A 19,675-nucleotide genomic window follows, 5' to 3' on the forward strand; every position below is an offset into this window, starting at 1 on the left:
GATCCGACCCCGGACACGAAAAAGCCGGTGCATTCCCCGGCTTTTTCGTTGTCGGCTGGCGGGCGGTGGAGCAGCTGGCTGGCGAAAGCTGGCTGGCGGTGCTCCGGTGCTGGCGGGCGACAGAACTTTGTAGGGTCGAGCCATGCTCGACTCGGATCCAACAGCAGCCGAGCATGGCTCGGCTCTACAGAGAGCGACGTCGGCTCAGTGCGCCGGGGCGCCGTTGCCGTCGATCTTGCTCAGCTGGTACAGCTCCAGGCCGATGCGCTTGATCAGGCCCAGCTGCTGCTCCAGCCACCAGGCGTGGTCTTCCTCAGTGTCCTTCAGCTGCGCCAGCAGGATGTCGCGGCTCACGTAGTCGCCGTTCTCTTCGCACAGCTTCATGCCGGCGGCGAGATTGTTCCGAACCGCGTATTCAGTGTCGAGATCCTTCTGCAGCATCTCTTCCACGGTCTTGCCCGGCTCGGTGGCATGCGGGCGCATGTCCGGGTCGCCGCCGAGGAACAGGATCCGGCGCAGCAGCGCATCGGCGTGCTGGGTTTCCTCTTCCATCTCGTGGTTCAGGCGTTCGTACAGCGCGAACAGGCCCTGGTCCTCGTAGCGGCGGGAATGGATGAAGTACTGGTCGCGGGCTGCAAGCTCGCCGCGCAGCAGTTCCTTCAGGCAGGCGATGACGTCCGGGTTGCCTTTCATGGGGGGCTCCTGTGAATCGATGTGACATAGGGTGCCGCATTTCAAAATACGGTGATCTAATCGGAATCAGTCGCAGTTGCGCCTGCGGCTACAATCGGCCCACGAGTTCGGAAAGGACGTGCAATGCGACGTACATGGCGTTGGGTGCTGGGCGTGTTGATCGCCATCGTGCTGGTCACCGCACTGGTCCTGTGGCTGCTGCTGCGCGGCAGCCTGGCCGATCTGGACGGCGAGCATGCGCTGCCGGGGCTGGCCAAGCCGGTCACCATCGAGCGCGATGCGCTGGGCGTGGTCACCATCACTGCGGGCAGCCAGGCCGACGCGATGCGCGCATTGGGCCGCGTGCATGCGCAGGAACGTTACTTCGAGATGGACCTGATGCGCCGCAGCGCCGCCGGTGAGCTGTCGGCACTGTTCGGACCGAAGGCCATCGACGCCGACAAACGCATGCGCGTGCATCGCCTGCGCGCGCGCACCGAGGCGAACCTGCAGGCCGCGCTGGGCGACAACGGCGCGGCCGTGCGTGCCTACGTCGACGGTGTCAACGAAGGGCTGGCCGGCCTTTCCGTGCGGCCGTGGGCGTACCTGCTGCTGCGGCAGTCGCCACAACCCTGGCAGGCCAGCGACAGCGTGCTGACCGGTCTGGCCATGTACGCCGACCTGCAGGATCCGAACAACCAGACCGAGCTTGCGCTCAGCCGCATCCGCGCAGTGGTGCCGCCCGCGCTGTACGCGCTGATCGCCCACGACGGCACCGAATGGGATGCACCGCTGTTCGGCGAACCGACCGGCAACGCCACGCTCCCCGATGCCAGCCAGCTGGATCTGCGCACGTTGAAGGGGACGCCAGGCACCGGGCAGGAAGAGGCCGATGTCATCGGCAGCAACAACTTCGCGGTGGCCGGTGCACTCACCGCCGACGGTCGCGCGATCGTCGCCGACGACATGCACCTGGGCCTGCGCGCGCCCGGCCTGTGGTTCCGTGTGCGCCTGCGCTATCCCGACCCGCAGGCCGCGGGCGGCCAGGTCGACGTCACCGGCTTCTCGCTGCCCGGCCTGCCGGCGGTGATCGTCGGCAGCAACGGGCACGTGGCCTGGGGCTTCACCAACAGTTACATCGATACCGCCGATTACCGCACTGAACCGGCCAACGCCGCCGTGACCGTGCATGAAGAACGCATCGCCGTGGCTGGCCAGGCCGACGTGCTGTTCCCGGTGCGCGAAACCGCCTGGGGCCCGATCCTGCATACCCATGCCGATGGCAGTGGCGATGCGCTGCGCTGGGTCGCCCACCTGCCCGGCGCGGTGCGCCTGGACTTCGGTGACCTGGCCCGTGCCGGTGACCTGGACGGTGCCCTGCAGTTCGCCGACCACGCCGGCATCCCCGCGCAGAACCTGGTGGTCGGCGACCGCAGCGGACGCATCGCCTGGCGGCTGATCGGCGCCCGACCGGATCGTGGTCCGGGCTGTGCACCGGCCGGCTTCACCGCCGCCAGCAACCAGGACTGCGCGCCATGGCCAATCCGCAGCGATGCCTCACCGGCATTGATCGATCCCCCCAACCATCGCCTGTGGACCGCCAACGGTCGCGTCCTCGACGGCGAGGCGCTGGCTACCGTCGGCAACGCTGGCTATGACCTTGGCGCGCGCGCGCGGCAGATCCGCGACCTGCTGGCGATCCAGGAGCGCTTCGACGAACACGACCTGCTGGCGATCCAGCTCGACGACCGCGCCGTGTTCCTGCAGCGCTGGTGGGCACTGCTGCATGACGTCATCGAAGGCAGTGGCGATCCTGCGCTGAAGCGGTTGAAGTCCGTCAGCCACCAGTGGGGCGGCCGGGCCTCGGCCAGCTCGGTCAGCTACCGGGTGGTGCGCGCGTTCCGCACGCAGGTGATGGATACCTTGTCCGATGCACTGCTGGCCCCGGCCAACGCGCAGCTGGGCGATGACTATCTGGATCCGCGCCTGGCGCAGCTGGAAGGTGTGGCCTGGCCGATGCTGCAGCAACGCCCCGCCAACCTGTTGCCACCGGCCTACGACAGCTGGGACACGCTGCTGCTTGATGCCGCACGCCGCACCGAGAGCGAGCTGGCCAAGCAGGGCCCGCTGGCCAAGCGCACCTGGGGCGAACGCAACACCGCGGCGCTCTGCCACCCGATCGCACGGGCGTTGCCCGAGGTTGCCAAGCGCTGGCTGTGCATGCCCGCCGACCAGCTGCCCGGCGACCGTGATATGCCGCGGGTGCAGACGCCGAACTTCGGCGCCTCCGAGCGCATGGTGGTCTCGCCCGGCCACGAGGCCGACGGCATCGTGCACATGCCCGGCGGCCAGAGCGGGCACCCGCTGTCGCCGTACTGGGGCGCCGGCCACGAAGACTGGGTGCATGGGCGGCCGACGCCGTTCCTGCCCGGCAAGGCGCAGCACACGATGACGCTGGTGCCAGCGCGCTGACGGCGGCACCCACATGCCCAAGGGTGCGCTGCACGCTGTAGAGCCAAGCCCATGCTCGGCTGCTTCTGGCGCGGAGCCGAGCATGGGCTCGGCTCCACAGAATGTCGGCGCGGCGCTACCGGGTCAGCCCCTGCGCCGCTCGATCAGGTTCAGCAGCGGCCCGGTCATCGCCGTGGTCACCAGCGCCATGATCACCAGCACTGCAAACAGGCGGTCGCCGAGCAGGCCCAGCTCGTAGCCCAGGTTGAGCACGATCAGCTCCATCAGGCCCCGGGTGTTCATCAGCGCGCCCAACCGCCACGCCTCGCGCGTGGGCATGCCCGCACTGCGTGCGGCACTGAAGGTGCCCAGCAGCTTGCCGGCCGTGGCTACCGCGATCACCACCGCGCACAGCACGATGTCGCTGGCCTGCAGCGCATCGGCGCGCATGCGCAGGCCGGTCATGGCGAAGAACAGCGGCAGCAGCAGCGTCACTGCGAACGGTTCGACGCGGGCCATCAGCAGCTCGCGCAGCTGCACGTTGGACGACACCGCCACGCCCGCAGCGAAGGCACCGAACAGCGCATGGATGCCGAGCATCTCGGTGACCAGGGCACTGGCCAGCGACAGCAGCAGGATGCCGAGCAGCCAGCGCCCCTCACGGCCCGGCGCAATCTGCTGGCGAGCGAACCACGGCTTCACCAGCCCCAGCATCAGCGCCACGAAGGCGACCACGCACAGCAGGTTGAGGCTGGCCGGCAGCCATCCGCTGGCCTGTGCAGCCGCCACGATCAGCGCCAGCAGGCACCATGCGGTGGCATCGCCCAATGCCGCGCAGGCGATGGCGGTGTGCCCCAGCGGCGTCTGCGTGATACCGCGGTCGGCAAGGATGCGCAGCAGCACGGGGAAGGCCGTGATGCTCATCGAAATACCAACGAAAAGTGCGAATGCAGTGAAGCCCACGCCCTGCGGGCCGTGCTGCGGATACAGCCAGATTGCGAGGGCGACGCCGAGCACGAACGGCACCGCGATGCCGGCATGACTGACCGTGAAGGCGAAACACCGGCGCCCGCGCAGCGCCGCCAGGTCCAGCTCGGCACCGGCCACCAGCAGGAACATCAGCACACCCAGCTGGCTGAGCATGCCCAGCGGGCCCAGCGAACTGACCGGGAACAGGGCACCATGCAGCTGCGGCAACAGGCTGCCGAGCACCAGCGGGCCCATCATCAGGCCGGCCGCCATCTCGCCGATCACCGCCGGCTGGCCCAGCCGCTTCAGCAGCGCACCGGCGCCCTTGGCTACCAGCAACAGCACCAGCAGCTGCAGCAGGAACAGGCCCAGCGGCGAGGCCAGATGCTGCGCCCAGCCGCCCTCGGCCACAGCCGTAGCGCGGGCAACCGCAGCGGGTGCAGCAGGGCCAGCGAAGCGTGCCAGCAGTACACCGGCAAGCAAGGGCAGCGCGGCCCACGCCAGATAGCGCCATCCCCACTTCATCGGCGGCCGTTGGCTGCCGCGCGGTACGTCCATGAACATTCCCCAATGTGCAGGGCGCCGATGATACGTCGCAAAAAGGGGACGGAGGAGATTAAGTCCTCCTTGTGCTCGCCGGGCGTGGCCCGGCGCTACCATCGCTCGGTAGCGCCGCGCCGTGCCCGGCGGAAGCATTACGCCAGGGCTTGTTCGTGCACGCCGGCGATCGCGCGGCCGGAAGGGTCGGCCGCCGCCGCAAAGCTGGCGTCCCAGGCAATGGCCGCCGGCGACGAGCAGGCAATCGACTTGCCGCCCGGCACAGTCTCGGCGGCCGCGCGGCTCGGGAAGAACTGCTCGAACAGGTGGCGGTAGTAGTACGCCTCCTTGGTCTGCGGCGGGTTGTGCGGGAAGCGCTTGTCGGCGGCCGCCAGCACACGGTCGCTCACCTGCGCTTCGGCATGCGCCTTCAGCCCGTCGATCCAGCCGTAGCCGACGCCATCGCTGAACTGCTCCTTCTGGCGCCACAGGATGCTGTCCGGCAGGTAGCCATCGAACGCCTCGCGCAGCACTGCCTTCTCGATGCGGCGGCCGCCAAAGCCGGCACCGACCATCTTGTGCGCGGCATCGAAGCGCATCGCCACGTCGAGGAACTCACGATCCAGGAACGGCACGCGCGGCTCCACGCCCCAGGCCATCATCGACTTGTTGGCACGCAGGCAATCGTAGTTGTGCAGGGCATCGAGCTTGCGCACCAGTTCGTCGTGGAATTCGCGCGCATCCGGTGCCTTGTGGAAGTACAGGTAGCCACCGAAGATCTCGTCACTGCCCTCGCCGGACAGCACCATCTTCACCCCCATCGCCTTGATCCGTCGTGCCAGCAGGAACATCGGCGTCGATGCACGGATGGTGGTGACGTCGTAGGTTTCGATGTGGCGGATCACTTCCGGCAGTGCATCCAGGCCTTCCTCGAAGGTGTATTCGAAGCCGTGATGCACGGTGCCGAGTGCCTCGGCGGCGATCGCGGCGGCGGCCAGATCAGGCGAGCCCTTCAAACCGATCGCGAACGAATGCAGCCGCGGCCACCAGGCTTCGGTCTGCCCACCATCCTCGATGCGGCGACGCGCGTAGCGTGCGGCAACTGCCGCCACCAGCGACGAATCCAGGCCACCGGACAGCAGCACGCCATACGGCACATCGCTCATCAGCTGGCGTTCCACCGCATGCTCGAACGCCTGGCGCAGTTCGGCCAGATCGGCCTGGCGGCCCTGCACGTCGGCATAGTCGCGCCACGGTTGCTGGTAGTAGCGCACCAGCTCACCACGGGCACTGTCGAAATAGTGGCCCGGCGGGAACTGCGCGACGTCGGCACAGGTATCGACCAGCGCCTTCATTTCCGAGGCCACGCGCAGGCGCCCCTGGGCATCGTGGCCCCAGTACAACGGCACCACGCCAACCGGATCCCGCGCCACCAGCACGCGTCCGGCAGCACGATCCCACAGGGCGAAGGCGAAGATGCCGTTGAGCTGCTCCAGCCACTGCGCCGGCGATCCGCCCTGGCGGTACAGCGCGTTGATCACTTCACAGTCCGAACCGGTCTGGAAGTCGTAGGCGGTAGTCAGTGCGGCCTTCAGTTGCTGGTGGTTGTAGATTTCGCCGTTGACCGCCAGCGCCAGCTGGCCATCGGCCGACAGCAGCGGCTGCGAACCACCGGCCGGGTCGACGATGGCCAACCGCTCGTGGACCAGCAGCGCGCCTTCGTCGAGGTACACGCCGCTCCAGTCCGGGCCACGGTGGCGCTGGCGCTGCGACAGTTCCAGCGCATGGCGGCGCAGGGCCGGAAGATCGTCACCGGCCTGCAGGCCGAAGATTCCGAAGATCGAACACATGGGGGAGCTCCTGTTGGGGAATTTCACGGGTGGGAAGGTGTTCGACCGGCCATCCAGGCCCGGGTGGGCGGCGCCCGGGCACAAAAAAACCCGCATCGGCTGATGCGGGTTTTCTGGTGTCCGGGCGTGTGTTGCTGTCTATCTACCCAGGGCGCAGTCCCGCATCGGCCGCGCACGATTATTCGCGCGCAGATTATTGCGGTTGTTGTTATTGACGGCGGTGGCCAGGCGGATCGGCATGGCATCGACCCTACCCCGGTTTCCGGCGCGGCGCAACAGTTGCGTCGGCAACCACGCCTGAGGCGCATAATGGCGCGCCCTGAACCGGTGTAACAGGAATGCAACACTGCAATGGACGCATCGGGGCACTGGCCGCCCTGCTCTGCCTGGGCCTGGCGGCCTGCCAGACCCTGCCCCCGCCTTCTACGCTGCCGCAATCCCAGCGGCAGGCATTGGAACAACGCGGAACCGACGGCAGCTTCGAGGGTGCCTTCGATACCGCGCAAACCTTCGAGCGCTTCAACGATCCGCGCGCCATCGCCTACTACGAGCGTGCCGCAGCGGTCGCCCCCTGGACCTTCCACAACACCAAGGCGGAAGAAGCACTGGGCCGGATCTGGATCTCCGGCACGCTGCGCCATGCCGACAGCCCCCACATCAACCCGGCACCGGTGCTGCGCGCATCCTGGCGACGTGGCGAACGCGCCTATCTGGCGGCGGCCTACCACGGCAATCCCTATGCGTTCTACGAACTCGCCAAGGCCTATCGTCAGCGTGGCGACGCGCAACAGGCGCTGCGCTGGGACCTGCGCGAAATGATCTACAAGCGATACCCGAGTTCGTCGTCGCGACTGCCGGATGCGGTGGCCGCACAGGATGACACCGTGCATCCGCGGGTTGCGCAGATCCAGCGCTGTGCCGAGCGTGGCGATGCCGAAGCGCAGGTAGACCTGGGCGCGCTGCTGGAGGGGGGCATGGGACTGCCGCGCGATCCGGCGCGTGCGCTGCAGCTGTACCAGCGCGCTGGCGAGAAGGGCAATGTGTTCGGCCAGTACTTCGCCGGGCTGCTGCTGGGCCGCAGCGCGCCGGGGGTGGAGAAGGACACCGAGGCGGCGGCGCGCTGGTTTGCCAAGGCCGAGGCGCAGCGCTTCTACATGGCGGCGCCGAGTTACTGGAAGAAAGCGGTCGAGCCGCCGTTCTTCCTCTTTTCGGAATAGTGGAGCCGAGCCATGCTCGGCTGCTTCTGCCGGTAGACATCAGCCGAGCATGGCTCGGCTCTACAGAGATGTAGCTCCGGCGGGGGGCGTGCCGACCAACGGTCGGCACCCACCGTCGCAGGCTCACACCAGCAGCCGTTCCACCAGCCGCTGGTACAGTCCGGGCAGTGCTTCCAGTTCGTCCACGCGCACGTTCTCGTCCACCTGATGGATGCTGGCGTTCACCGGCCCCACTTCGATGCACTGCGCACCCAGCGGCGCGATGAAGCGAGCATCGGACGTGCCGCCGCCGGTGCTTTCTTCCGGGGCACGGCCGATGTGCTCGGCCAGCACTGCACGGGCGGTGGCGCGCAGCGTGCCTTCCGGGGTGTAGAACGGCTCACCGCTGCGGTGCCACTTCAGCCTGTACTGCAGGCCATGCCGGTCCAGCAGTGCGGTGATCTCCGCCTCCAGCTTCGGCGCATCCCAGTGCGGGTTGTAGCGGATGTTGAAATCCACTTCGAGCTCGCCGGGAATCACGTTGTTGGCACCGGTGCCGGCGTGGATGTTGGAGATCTGCAGGCTGGTCGGCGGAAAGCTCTCGTAGCCTTCGTCCCAGCGCCGTGCACTCAGTTCGGCCAGGGCCGGAGCCGCCTGGTGAATCGGGTTGCGTGCCTTTTCCGGATACGCCACGTGGCCCTGCACGCCCTGCACGCGCAGCTTGGCCGACAGGCTGCCACGACGCCCCACGCGCAGCAGGTCGCCCAGGATCGCGGTTGATGACGGCTCACCGGTGACGCACCAGTCGATGCGCTGGCCGCGTTCGGCGAACAACCGTGCGACGTGGCGCACGCCATCGATGGCGTCGCCCTCCTCGTCGCTGGTCAGCAGCACCGCCAGCGTACCGGGGTGATCGGGATGCGCGGCGACGAACTGCTCGGCGGCGACCACGAACGCGGCCACGCTGCCCTTCATGTCGGCGGCGCCACGGCCATACAGCACGCCATCGCGGATCTGCGGCGTGAACGGGTCGCTGGTCCAGGCCTCGCGCGGACCCGTCGGCACCACGTCGGTATGGCCCAGCAGTACCAGTACCGGCGCGCCCTGGCCGTGGGTCGCCCACAGGTTGTCGACCTCGCCCAGGCGCAGGTGATCGCACTGGAACCCGGCCTGCTTCAGGCGTGCCGCCAGCAGTGCCTGGCAGCCAGCATCATCCGGCGTCACCGAGGGTCGTGCGATCAGTTCGCAGGTCAGGTCGAGGACCGCGCTCATGCGTCACCCACGCCGAAGCGAGCCTTGAAGCCGTTGTCACTGAAACCCTGGCTGACCGTGCCGTCGGCGGTGACCACCAGCGGGCGCTTGATCAGCTGCGGGTACTCGCGCAGCAGCAGCTTCCATTCGGCCTCGGAATCGGCGGCCTTGCGGTTGTCCGGCAACTGCCGCCAGGTGGTGGACGATTTGTTCACCATCGCCGCCAGGCCACCCAGCTGCGCTGCCCACGCCAGCAGGGTTTCCGGACTGGGTTTGTTGTCGCGGTAGTCGACGAAGGTGTACGGCACGCCGAAGCGGTCCAGCCACTTGGTCGCCTTCTTGCAGGTATCGCAGTTCTTCAAACCGTAGACAGTGGTGCTCATGGCCATCTGTGATGCTGGAAAACAGAGGGCCAGAATCTCACAACAGGCGCTCGGACACGACCCGGAACGGCACCCGTGGCAGCAGGAAGGCCAGCCCCTCGGTCAGGTTCACACCCAGCGCCTGCAGGCGCGGGCACTGCAGCTCGCCTTCAAGCTGCAGCGGCTGCAGGCGGTCGATCTCGACCGGCAGCGCGATACGGGTGCTGGCCCAGCGACAGTCGCAGGTACGGGCGATGGCCTCGTCCTGGCAGGTGAGGAAACGCAGGAGGGCCTGATGGCCACCGAAAGCCGCCGTCCATGCCGCGTCCTCCCAGCCCGCAGCAGCCTGCCACTGCAGGTACAGCTCCGGCGCACTGCCCTGCCCGCCTTCGATCCGGGTATTCCCACGGCCATCAGTGCGCACCGCATGTTCGAAGCGGGTGGAAAGATGCGGCTGCATGGCATCGCTGAAGGCACGCGCGCCGGCGACGAAGGGCAGCTGGTCCATCACGTTGCGGTCGAACAGCACCACCGGTGTCCCGTCCGGAGCGTCGTCACGACGCAGGTACCAGCGCCAGTTGCTCTGCCTTGGAGACGGCATCAGGGAGCGCAGCGGTCCGGCTAACGCCGGCCCGAAGTGGCCGTGACGGTAACTGAGGATGGTGTAAGGCGTACGTCCGGCATGGACCACGTAATGATGGCCCGGCGGTGGCGATGGTGCGTAGCGCACATCGACCCACCAGCTCACGTAGACCACATCGCGCACATCGCTGACCATCGCCGGCATCGGCCAGCGCCGCGACAGTGCGCGGCGCAGCCGGGTCCAGCGCGGGGCGTGCAGCAGGCGCGGCAGCATCCGCCCGAACAGGCTGTCGGACGGATGCCGGTAGATCGCGGACTGCGCCAGATCCTCCGGCGCAGCCACCTTCAGTCGGCCAGGCCGCGCAGCAGGTCGTTGACGCTGGTCTTGCTGCGGGTCTTGGCATCAACCTGCTTGACGATCACCGCGCAGTACAGCGAATGGGTACCGTCCTTGCTCGGCAGCGAGCCGGACACCACCACGCTGTACGGCGGGATGTAGCCGTAGGTGATTTCGCCGGTGGCACGGTTGTAGATGCGGGTGCTCTGGCTGAGGAACACGCCCATGCCGATCACGCTGTGGTGACCGACCACCACGCCTTCCACCACCTCCGAACGGGCACCGATGAAGCAGTGGTCCTCGATGATGGTCGGGCTGGCCTGCAGCGGCTCCAGCACGCCGCCGATGCCGGCACCACCGGACAGGTGGCAGTGCTGGCCGATCTGCGCGCACGAACCGACGGTGGCCCAGGTGTCGACCATGGTGCCTTCGCCGACGTAGGCGCCGATGTTGGTGAAGCTCGGCATCAGCACCACGTCCTTGCCGAAGTAGGTACCGCGGCGGGCGATCGCGCCCGGCACCACGCGCACGCCGCCGCGGCGGAACTTCGCTTCGTCATAACCGGCGAAGCGCGATTCGACCTTGTCCCAGAACGGCGCCGGGCGCGCATCGACCACCGCCATGTCGTTGACGCGGAAATACAGCAGCACGGCCTTCTTCAGCCACTCGTTGACCTTCCAGCCACCCTGGCCATCCGGCTCGGCGACGCGGAACTCACCGCTCTCCAGGCCGTCGATCACGCGGTTGACCAGCGGCTTGGTCGAGCCTTCCAGCTCGTGCAGGGTCAAGGTGGCACGGCGCTCGAAGGCACTCTCGATACCAAACTTCAGCTCTTCCACACCCGGTGCCGACGGCTTGCGCAGCGACTTGCGGGCGATGGTTTCGGCGCGGACGGCTTCGGCGCTCCTGGCCGGTGCCTTCTTCGCTGCAGCCGCTTTCTTCGCCGGGGCCTTCACCGCAGCGGCCTTCTTCGGCGCAGTGGTCTTCTTCGCGGCCGGTGCGGCGGCAGCAGGTTTCCGGGCCGCTGCGCTCTTGGGGGTCGCGGCGGTCTTCTTGGCGGGCTTGGTGGCCATCAGGCGGGGTCTCCGGCGTTTCGATCAGGGTCCAGGCAGGCCAGCATCGCGTCATGCAGCTGCTGCCGGGCAGGTTCAGTCAGGGGGAGGTCGTGTTCGTCACTGATCACGAAGGTGTCTTCGGCGCGTTCGCCGAACGTGGCAATGCGCGCATCATGCACGCGCAGGCCCTGGTTGCGCAGCACGAACGCCACATCGGCCAGCAGGCCGGGGCGGTCGGGAGCGACCAGGGCGAAACGGGTTGCACCCGGCTCATCGCGGAATTCGATGCGCGGGGCAAAGCGGAAGTGCCGCAGCTGCCGTGGCACCACCCGGCGTGACGGCCGCAGGCGCGACAGGTCACCACTGAGTGCGTCGCGCAGCGCCGCTTCCAGATTGGCACTGCTGCCATCGGCGAAGGTATCGGCCGGGTTCACTTCGAAGGTATCGAAGATGGTATCGGCCGGGCCGTCCAGCACGCGTGCGCGGTGGATGCCGTAGCCCTTGCGGTCCAGCGTCATCACGATGGCGGCAAACAGGCCGTCGCGGTCCGGCGAATGCACGAATACTTCCAGCGCGGGGTCGTCGACGCTGATCCGGCGTACCTTCACCAGCGCCTGGCCCTGCTTCACCGGCACCAGCGCGGCGGCCTGCCAGGCCAGCTGCTCCGGGCGCAGGCGGATGAAGCCCTCATCCGGCATCACCGCGAACTGGCGGTCGATGGTGGCATCGTCGTAACCCCGCTCGCGCACCAGCGCGCGCACGCTGTCACGCGCCTCGGCCACGCGCTCGGCTGCCGGCACCGGGTGTTCCAGCCCCTCGCGCAGCGCGCGCCGGGTGGCGAAGTACAGGTCGGCCAGCAGGCGGTCCTTCCAGGCATTCCACAGCTTCGGGCTGGTGCCGGCGATGTCGGCGCAGGTCAGCAGGTACAGGTAGTCCAGGCGGTCGCGGCTGCCGACCAGGGTGGCGAAGCGATGGATCACCTCCGGGTCGGCGATGTCCTGCTTCTGCGCGGTCACCGACATGCGCAGGTGCTGCTCGACCAGCCACGCCACCAGTTCGGTGTCGGACATGCTCAGCGCATGCGCCTGGCAGAACGCGCGCGCATCGACCGCGCCCAGCTCCGAATGGTCGCCGCCACGGCCCTTGGCGATGTCATGGAACAGGCCGGCCAGCAGCAGCAGCTCCGGCTTGCGCAGGCGTGGCCACACTTCATGCGCGATCGAGAAGCGCTCGTCGGCACGGCTGCTGGCGAACAGGCCGATGTTGCGCAGGACCATCAGCGTGTGCTGGTCGACGGTGTAGACATGGAACAGGTCGAACTGCATACGCCCACTGACCTGGGCGAAGGCGGGAATCCACTGGCCAAGCACGCCCAGCCGTGCCATGCGCGAGAGCGTATCGACCGGGCGCTGGCCGCGCAGCAACGCCAGGAACTGCTCGCGCGCATCGGCGTCGGCCTGGTCGTAGGCCGGCAACAGCGGCAGCGCTTCAGCCAGCGCCCGCGCGGTCAGCGAATGCAGGCCGCGCACCTGCGGATTGTTGGCCCAGCTGGCAAACAGTGCGAACACCTGGCCGATATCGCCGCGCGGCCAGTCGGCTTCGTTGGCCGCCAGGTAGCCACGGCGCAGGGAAAAGCCCACGGTCAACGGCTCCGGCTGCGCCTCGCCGTCGAACTGCTCCTCGAAGCGCTGCAGCAGGCGGTCGCTGATCCGGCGCACCACCAGCGCGGCGCGGTAGAAGCCCTGCATCATCTTCTCGACACCGAGATTCTCGGCATCGTCTTCAAAGCCCAGGCGTGCAGCCAGGGTCTTCTGGTAATCGAAGCGCAACCGCTCTTCGGGGCGTCGCGCCACCAGGTGCAGGCCGAAACGCAGCCGCGCCAGCACCGCACGTTCGCGCTTCAGTGCTGCCGCTTCGTCGGCGCCCAGATGGCCGAGCCCGACCAGCGCCTCCAGGTCACGCACGCCGAAGGCACGCAGTGCCATCCAGCCCAGCGTGTTGAGATCGCGCAGGCCACCGGGGCCATCCTTCAGGTCCGGCTCCAGGTTGTCGGCGGTGTCGCCAAAACGCTGGTGGCGGTTGCGCAGCTCTTCCAGCTTGGCCAGGAAAAACGCGCGTGCCGGCCACAGTTCCCGATCGTCGATGGCCTCGCGCAGCGCGCGGCGTGCCGCATCATCGGCCAGGATCGGGCGCGCCTCGATCAGTGCAGTCAGCACGGTCTGGTCCGCCGCCGCCTCACGGCACTGCGGCGCCGAACGCACCGCATGGCTGACTGCGAGCCCGCAGTCCCACAGCAGTGCGAACAGGCGTGCCAGTGCGGATTCATGCGCCAACTGTGCCGGCGGATCACCGAACACCAGCAGGTCGATGTCCGATCGCGGGAACAGTTCACCGCGGCCATAGCCCCCCACCGCGAACAACGACAGCCCGCTATCGGCCGCCAGGCAACGCTGCCACGCCAGGCGGATCAGATGGTCGGCGGCACGCGCGCGCAGCGCCAGCAGGCGCTCGATGTTGTCGCCCTGGTCGAAGCGGCGGTACAGGCGCGCGTCGGCCTGCTGCAGCGCCTGGCGCGCGGCAGCAGCCCAGTCCGGGTCGTTGAGCGACGCGGCCGGCGTGTCCAGCAGCGAACTCGCCGGCAGCATCCTCAGGAGACCTGCGACTCGCCCGGCGACAGGGTCAGCACGTCCACGCCGGTCTCGGTGACCGCGATCATGTGCTCCCACTGTGCCGACAGCTTGCGGTCCTTGGTCACCACGGTCCAGCCATCCGGCAGCACCTTGTTGTAGCGGGTGCCCTCGTTGATCATCGGCTCGATGGTGAAGGTCATGCCCGGCTGCAGCACCAGGCCCTGTCCCGGGCGGCCGTAATGCACCACCTGCGGCTCATCGTGGTAGACCTTGCCGATGCCGTGGCCGCAGTACTCGCGCACCACGCTGAAACGCTCGCCTTCGGCATAGCTCTGGATGGCATGGCCGATGTCGCCCAGCGTGGCACCCGGGCGTACCGCGCGGATGCCGCGCCACATGGCTTCGTAGGTGGTTTCCACCAGGCGGCGGGCCATCACCGACGGCGTGCCGACGAAGTACATGCGGCTGGTGTCGCCGTGCCAGCCATCCTTGATGACGGTGACGTCGATGTTGATGATGTCGCCATCCTTGAGCACCTTCCCTTCGCTGGGGATGCCATGGCAGATGACGTTGTTGACCGAGGTGCATACGGTCTTCGGGAAGCCGCGGTAGCCGACGTTGGCCGGAATGGCGCCCTGCACGTTCACGATGTGGTCGTGGCAGATGCGGTCCAGTTCCTCGGTGGTGACACCGGGCTTGACGTGGGGGGTGACGATGTCGAGCACTTCGCTGGCCAGGCGGCCAGCGATTCGCATCATCTCGATTTCCTGCGGGGTTTTCAGATTCACGCTCATGGCCGCCATTATCGCCGATCCGGCCACAATCTGAACGAACGCCACCCAACTGGCGATCCGGGCCATGCACGGTTCCGGCAAGGAAAGTGAAAGCGTGACCCCCGCCACCCTTTCGCCTCCTCATTTATCACGGAATACAGACACTTACGCCACCTAAGCTGGGGTCACCGTCGCCGAAGCGGTGCCGAACGTGCCGCCTTCGCCTTGTTCAACGGACCTTCGGGTCAGGGAGGTTGTCCATGCGATCCGCGCTTCGTTCCCCGCTTGCCTGGGCTTTGACCGGGGTTCTGCTGTCCAGCCCGGCCCTGGCCGCAGACACCACCACCTTCAATGTCACCCTGGTGGTCACCAAGGCCTGCACCATCACCGCGGCGGCGGCCACCAACGTCGACTTCGGCACCGCCGCCTCGACCACGGCGACCCCCACCCTGGGCCAAGGCACGGTCACCGCCCAGTGCTCGGCACTGACCCCGTACACGATTTCACTGAATGCAGGTGCCAACGCCAGCACCGCCAATGACGTCACCACCCGCCGGATGAAGAACACCAACGCCGCGGTGACCGCCAACAACTACGTCGGCTACCAGCTCTACCAGGACGCCGCACACACCCTGGTCTGGGGTGCCACCTCCGGCACCAACACCCAGGCTGGCATCGGCACCGGGCTGGCCGTGCCCTACATCGTCTACGGCCAGATCCTGAACCTCAGTACGAACAACCCGGCGACCGGTAACTACCTGGATACGGTTACCGCCACGATCACCTATTGATGGAGCACGCCCGCATGGCCCGACCCCGCCCGTGGCGCGCCACCGGCGTGGCGCTGCTCGTCCTGAGCCTGGTACTCGCCGCCCCGGTCGAAGCCACCAGCCTGCAGGTCGCCCCGACCAGCCTGCAGCTGGAAGCGCGCCAGCGCGCCGGCGAGCTTTGGCTGACCAACAGCGGCACCTCGCCGGTGAAGCTGCAGGTGCGGGTGTTCCGCTGGGTGCAGCAGGACGGGCAGGAACAACTGTTGCCCACCGATGGGCTGGTGGTCACCCCGCCGATGCAGGAACTGGCTGCCGGACAGCAGCAGCTGGTCCGGGTGATGCGTCCGGACAGGACGCCACCGCCTGCACAGCAGCATTACCGATTGATCGTCGACGAGGTGCCCGATCTGGCCACCCGTGCCGAAGGGATGCAGTTCGTGCTGCGCTATTCGATACCGGTGTTCGTGCAGCCCGCCGCCGGCAAGCTTGCGCCGCAGCTGCAGGCCCGCCTGGTGCAGTTGCCCGATGGCCGCAACGGCGTCGAGGTGGCCAACGCGGGCAACAGCTATGCGCAGATCGCCGATCTCGCGCTGGGTAGTGCCACGCGCCCGCGCATCGTGCATCCCGGACTGCTGGGATACGTGCTGCCCGGGCAGGTGATGCGCTGGCCGATCGAGCGCACGGCGATCGACCGCGACAACGACCAGATCACGGCCAAGCTCAATGGCGAGTCGGAACAGACGCCGCTGTCGCCTCCATCGGCTCGCTGAGGCGTTGATGGGTGCGCTGCTTGCTGCCCTGGCTCCTGCGGCGATCCAAGCCGCCGATGTGTCCGGTGCAGCGGCCACCACCGCCGCCGATGTATCAGGCATCTCCGCCGATGCGATCCTGCCACCGCCCACACCATTGACCGCCAACCAGACGCTGTACCTGGACGTGGCGCTCAACAGCACCCCACGCGGCCTGATGCCTTTCATCGAGAACCGTGGCCGCCTGCAGGCCAGCCCCGACGTGCTGCGCCAGCTCGGCTTCAACGCCAACGGCGATGCACCGGTGTACCTGGACCAGATCAGCGGCGCGGTGGTGCGCTATGACGCACGCCTGCAGACCCTGGCGCTGGACGTGCCGCTGGACCAGCTGACCCTGCCGACTACCGTGCTCAGCCGCCCGCAGACGCGCGCCCCTGCAGGCAGTGCCTCACCCGGACTGCTGCTCAACTATGACGTGTATGGCAGCCGGGTGGATACGCTCGGCAACCTCAGCCTGAGCTCGGAACTGCGCCTGTTCGGCGTCGGCAACGGTACCTTCGAAAACACCGCGGTCAGCCGACGCTACCAGCAGCCCGGCGATCGTCGCTGGCGCGGTGAGAGCGTGCGCCTGGATACGCGCTGGAGCCTGGATTTCCCCGACAAGGCGATGACGCTGGAGGTCGGCGATTTCTACAGCGGCTTCGTCGACTGGACCCGCCCGGTGCGCCTGGGCGGCCTGCAGATCGGCCGCAACTACGGCCTGCAGCCGTATCGCGTGCTCACTCCTACGCCCAGCTTCCTCGGCCAGGCCGTGGTGCCCTCCACCGTCGAGCTGTATGTCGACGGCCTGCGCCAGTACAGCGGCCAGGTCCCGGTCGGCCCGTTCCAGCTGGCCGCGCAGCCAGGCATCAGCGGCACCGGCAACGCGCAGGTGGTGGTCACCGACGCATTCGGCCGCATGCAGACACTGGATTTCAGTTTCTATGGCACCCAGCAACTGCTGGCCAAGGGACTGTCCGACTGGTCGGTCGGCGTCGGCCACCTGCGCCAGGACTTCGGCCAGCGCTCCTTCGCCTACGACGATCGCACCGTGGCCAGTGCCAGCTGGCGCGGCGGCATCAGCGATACCTTCACCGGTGAAGCGCATGCCGAGGGCGGAGGTGGCCTGGCCCAGGCCGGCATCGGCGGCTGGTGGCTGCTGGGCGGCGCCGGCGTGTTCAACGCGGCCTACGCGCACAGCAACCATCACGGCCTGCAGGGCGGGCAGTGGGCACTGGGTTACAGCTGGAACAACCGCCGTCTCAACGTCAACCTGCGCAGCGTGCGCAGCCACGGCGACTACCGTGACCTCGGCGCGCTGCAGGGCAACCTGCCGCCGAGCATCAGCGAACAGGCCACGGTCGGGCTCGATCTGCTGCGGCTGGGCACGCTCAGCGCCAGCTACCTGCGCCTGCGCTACCCCGATGGCGAAGACAACCGCTATGCCAGCCTGTTCTGGTCGCGCACCTGGAGCCAGCGCTGGTCGGCCTACCTGTCGGTGAACCAGAACCTGGACCAGAGTGATGACCGCAGCATCTATCTGTCGGTGACCGCCAGCCTGGGCAACAACCGCCAGGCCAGCCTGTCCAGCCAGCGCAACGGCGACAGCCAGACCTGGGTGGCCGACGTCACCCAGCCGGTGCCCGGCGATGGCAGTGCAGGCGGCATCGGCTGGCGCGCGCAGGTGCGCCACGGCGAAGACGGCAACGGCGGCCTGGCCGAAGTCGGCATCCTCAATGACATCGGCCGCTACTCGTTCGGCGCCTCGCGCCAGGGCGGGCTCAACTATGCCTACGGCAGCGCCAGTGGCAGCCTGGTCTGGATGAGCGGGCACGCGTTCGCCACCCGCGAGGTCTCGGACGCGTTCGCGGTAATCAGCACCAACGGCGTCGGCGGCGTGCCGGTGCGTCTGGAGAACCGCCTGATCGGCGTCACCGATGATCGTGGCCTGTTGCTGGTCAGCCCGCTGCTGTCCTGGCAGCGCAACCGGGTCTCGATCGACACCCTGGACCTGCCCGAGGACATGCGTGCCGACCGCATCGAGGACTGGGTGACGCCGCGCCAGCGCGCCGGTACCCACGTGACGTTCCAGTTGCGCTCCCGTCCCTCTCTGAGCCTGACGCTTCAGAGCATGGACGGGCAGCCACTGGAAGTGGGCAGCGAAGTGCAGCTGCCCGATGGACGCCAGGCCACGGTGGGCTATGACGGCCTGCTGTATCTGGAAGACATCGCTGCCGGCAGCGTGCTGTACATCACCACCAGCCGCGGCCAGTGCCGGGTGAAGGTACCCGACCCGCCCAAGGTGGTGGCGTCTGGCGCCCGGCCGAAGCCGGCACCGCTGCAGTGCATTCCGGAGGTCGCGCCGTGAGGGTGCTGCTGCTCGGCGTGCTGCTGGTCGCCGGCCTGCTCGCGGCACTGCCGGCCCGGGCGACAGCGGTCTGCACGGCAATCGCGAACCCGACCCTGCCATTCGGCAACATCAACAGCAACGCTCCCGGCCCTACAGCGGCAACGCTGAACATCACGGTGACCTGCACCACCGCCGCACTGAGCCTGCTGGCCACCACCGGCGTCCGCGTCTGCGTGGGTATCGGCGCCGGCAGTGGCGGCGGCAGCAGCTCCACCTTCCGTACGATGTCCACCTCCACCAGCGACACCATGAACTTCCAGTTGTACAACACCGCCAGCTACAGCCAGGCCACGGGCCTGGTGCCGCGCGGCACGCCACCCGCGCAGGAACTGACCATGAGCTACAGCGTGCCGCTGCTGACCGGCGGCAGCGGTGCGCAGTCCGTGCAATTGTTCGCGCAGATCCCTGCCAACCAGATCCTCGCTTCGGGTGCCTACAGCAGCACCTTCAGCGGCGCCAACGTGGTACTTACCTGGGCCTGGAACGAAGTCCTGCTCGGCACCGCCACCGTACCGGCCACCTGCAACGGCGGCGCGACCGGCACCAACAGCGCCAGTGGGGCTTTCAGCTTCACCGCCACTGCCAACGTGCTGCCGCAATGCGGCAGCTACGTCACCACCAGCATGGACTTCGGCAACGTCACCGGCAGCATTCCCGCCAACATCGACCGGACCGCCACGCTCACGCTGACCTGCCTGAAGAACACTGCCTACCAGATCAGCCTCAACAATGGCCAGAACAACCCCGGCGCCTCCACCACCCGGCGCATGGCCACCACCATTGGCAGCGGCACCTACTACCTCCCCTATGAGCTGTACCGCGATGCCGCGCGCAGCCTGCGCTGGGGTAGTACCCTCAACGTCGATACCGTTGGCGGCACCGGAAGTGGCAGCGCGCAGCAGCTGACCATCTATGGCCGGGTGCCGCCGGTCACCGGCCAGCCCGCGGCCGGTACCTACAACGATCTGGTGCAGGTGACGATCACCTATTGAGTCCCCTGTAGAGCCGAGCCCATGCTCGGCTTCATTTTCTGGCATCCGGC

Annotated in this window: 15 protein-coding genes; 6 read left to right on the plus strand and 9 right to left on the minus strand. The window is 67.8% G+C overall.

Features of this window, described 5'->3' with window-relative positions; all coding sequences use genetic code 11:
• Positions 1-204 precede the first annotated feature (204 nt).
• The gene (gene bfr / locus RI032_RS02365; RefSeq protein WP_010486279.1) at positions 205-693 is read right to left on the minus strand and encodes a bacterioferritin; all 489 of its coding nucleotides are present in this window, start codon (positions 691-693) and stop codon (positions 205-207) included.
• Positions 694-816: 123 nt separating this feature from the next.
• Between bfr and RI032_RS02370 the strand changes: the two genes are divergently transcribed.
• Positions 817-3,144: a penicillin acylase family protein gene (locus tag RI032_RS02370; protein WP_134958354.1), complete on the plus strand. Its 2,328-nt coding sequence runs from the start codon at positions 817-819 to the stop codon at positions 3,142-3,144.
• 123 nt (positions 3,145-3,267) lie between these two features.
• On the opposite strand, the gene RI032_RS02375 is transcribed toward RI032_RS02370, so the two are convergent.
• Both RI032_RS02375 and asnB read right to left on the minus strand, forming a co-directional pair.
• A complete protein-coding gene (locus RI032_RS02375; RefSeq protein WP_322547798.1) occupies positions 3,268-4,656 on the minus strand; it encodes a cation:proton antiporter domain-containing protein in 1,389 nt (462 codons plus the stop codon).
• A 131-nt stretch (positions 4,657-4,787) separates the two neighbouring features.
• Positions 4,788-6,479 carry an asparagine synthase B gene (asnB, locus tag RI032_RS02380; RefSeq protein ID WP_010486284.1) on the minus strand — a complete coding sequence of 564 codons (1,692 nt, stop codon included), beginning with the start codon at positions 6,477-6,479 and terminating at the stop codon, positions 4,788-4,790.
• Positions 6,480-6,817: 338 nt separating this feature from the next.
• On the opposite strand from asnB, the gene RI032_RS02385 reads away from it, so the two are divergent.
• Positions 6,818-7,696 carry a tetratricopeptide repeat protein gene (locus RI032_RS02385; protein ID WP_322547799.1) on the plus strand — a complete coding sequence of 293 codons (879 nt, stop codon included), beginning with the start codon at positions 6,818-6,820 and terminating at the stop codon, positions 7,694-7,696.
• A gap of 123 nt (positions 7,697-7,819) precedes the next feature.
• Here RI032_RS02385 and dapE read toward each other — a convergent pair whose 3' ends face one another.
• The 6 genes from dapE to map are packed head-to-tail and all read right to left on the minus strand — an operon-like array spanning position 7,820 to position 14,752.
• Positions 7,820-8,947 carry a succinyl-diaminopimelate desuccinylase gene (gene dapE / locus RI032_RS02390; RefSeq protein WP_228355178.1) on the minus strand — a complete coding sequence of 376 codons (1,128 nt, stop codon included), beginning with the start codon at positions 8,945-8,947 and terminating at the stop codon, positions 7,820-7,822.
• Positions 8,944-9,315: an arsenate reductase gene (locus RI032_RS02395; protein WP_012510522.1), complete on the minus strand. Its 372-nt coding sequence runs from the start codon at positions 9,313-9,315 to the stop codon at positions 8,944-8,946. The genes dapE and RI032_RS02395 overlap by 4 nt, the downstream gene beginning before the upstream one ends.
• A gap of 31 nt (positions 9,316-9,346) precedes the next feature.
• Positions 9,347-10,213, minus strand: a complete 867-nt coding sequence (locus RI032_RS02400; protein WP_322547800.1) for a hypothetical protein — start codon at positions 10,211-10,213, stop codon at positions 9,347-9,349.
• 2 nt (positions 10,214-10,215) lie between these two features.
• A complete protein-coding gene (gene dapD / locus RI032_RS02405) occupies positions 10,216-11,280 on the minus strand; it encodes a 2,3,4,5-tetrahydropyridine-2,6-dicarboxylate N-succinyltransferase (protein ID WP_019336948.1) in 1,065 nt (354 codons plus the stop codon).
• On the minus strand, positions 11,280-13,889 hold the full coding sequence (locus RI032_RS02410; RefSeq protein ID WP_462458786.1) for a [protein-PII] uridylyltransferase: 2,610 nt from the start codon (positions 13,887-13,889) through the stop codon (positions 11,280-11,282). The genes dapD and RI032_RS02410 overlap by 1 nt, the downstream gene beginning before the upstream one ends.
• 20 nt (positions 13,890-13,909) lie before the next feature.
• On the minus strand, positions 13,910-14,752 hold the full coding sequence (gene map, locus RI032_RS02415; RefSeq protein WP_019336946.1) for a type I methionyl aminopeptidase: 843 nt from the start codon (positions 14,750-14,752) through the stop codon (positions 13,910-13,912).
• A gap of 173 nt (positions 14,753-14,925) precedes the next feature.
• Here map and RI032_RS02420 point away from each other — a divergent pair, with 173 nt between their 5' ends.
• From RI032_RS02420 to RI032_RS02435, 4 genes are read left to right on the plus strand one after another with little or no spacing between them, the layout of a single operon-like run.
• Positions 14,926-15,456, plus strand: coding sequence for a Csu type fimbrial protein (locus RI032_RS02420; RefSeq protein ID WP_010486309.1), 531 nt, complete (start codon positions 14,926-14,928; stop codon positions 15,454-15,456).
• Complete coding sequence (locus tag RI032_RS02425) at positions 15,456-16,205, plus strand: fimbrial biogenesis chaperone (RefSeq protein ID WP_019336945.1); 750 nt, start codon at positions 15,456-15,458, stop codon at positions 16,203-16,205. The genes RI032_RS02420 and RI032_RS02425 overlap by 1 nt, the downstream gene beginning before the upstream one ends.
• A 7-nt stretch (positions 16,206-16,212) precedes the next feature.
• On the plus strand, positions 16,213-18,591 hold the full coding sequence (locus tag RI032_RS02430) for a fimbria/pilus outer membrane usher protein (protein ID WP_322547801.1): 2,379 nt from the start codon (positions 16,213-16,215) through the stop codon (positions 18,589-18,591).
• Entirely contained in the window at positions 18,588-19,625 is a 1,038-nt protein-coding gene (locus RI032_RS02435) for a Csu type fimbrial protein (RefSeq protein WP_010486313.1), read from the plus strand. Before RI032_RS02430 ends, RI032_RS02435 begins: the two co-directional genes overlap by 4 nt.
• Positions 19,626-19,675: the final 50 nt, after the last annotated feature.

Source organism: Stenotrophomonas geniculata (assembly GCF_034508895.1).
Taxonomy (GTDB): domain Bacteria; phylum Pseudomonadota; class Gammaproteobacteria; order Xanthomonadales; family Xanthomonadaceae; genus Stenotrophomonas; species Stenotrophomonas geniculata.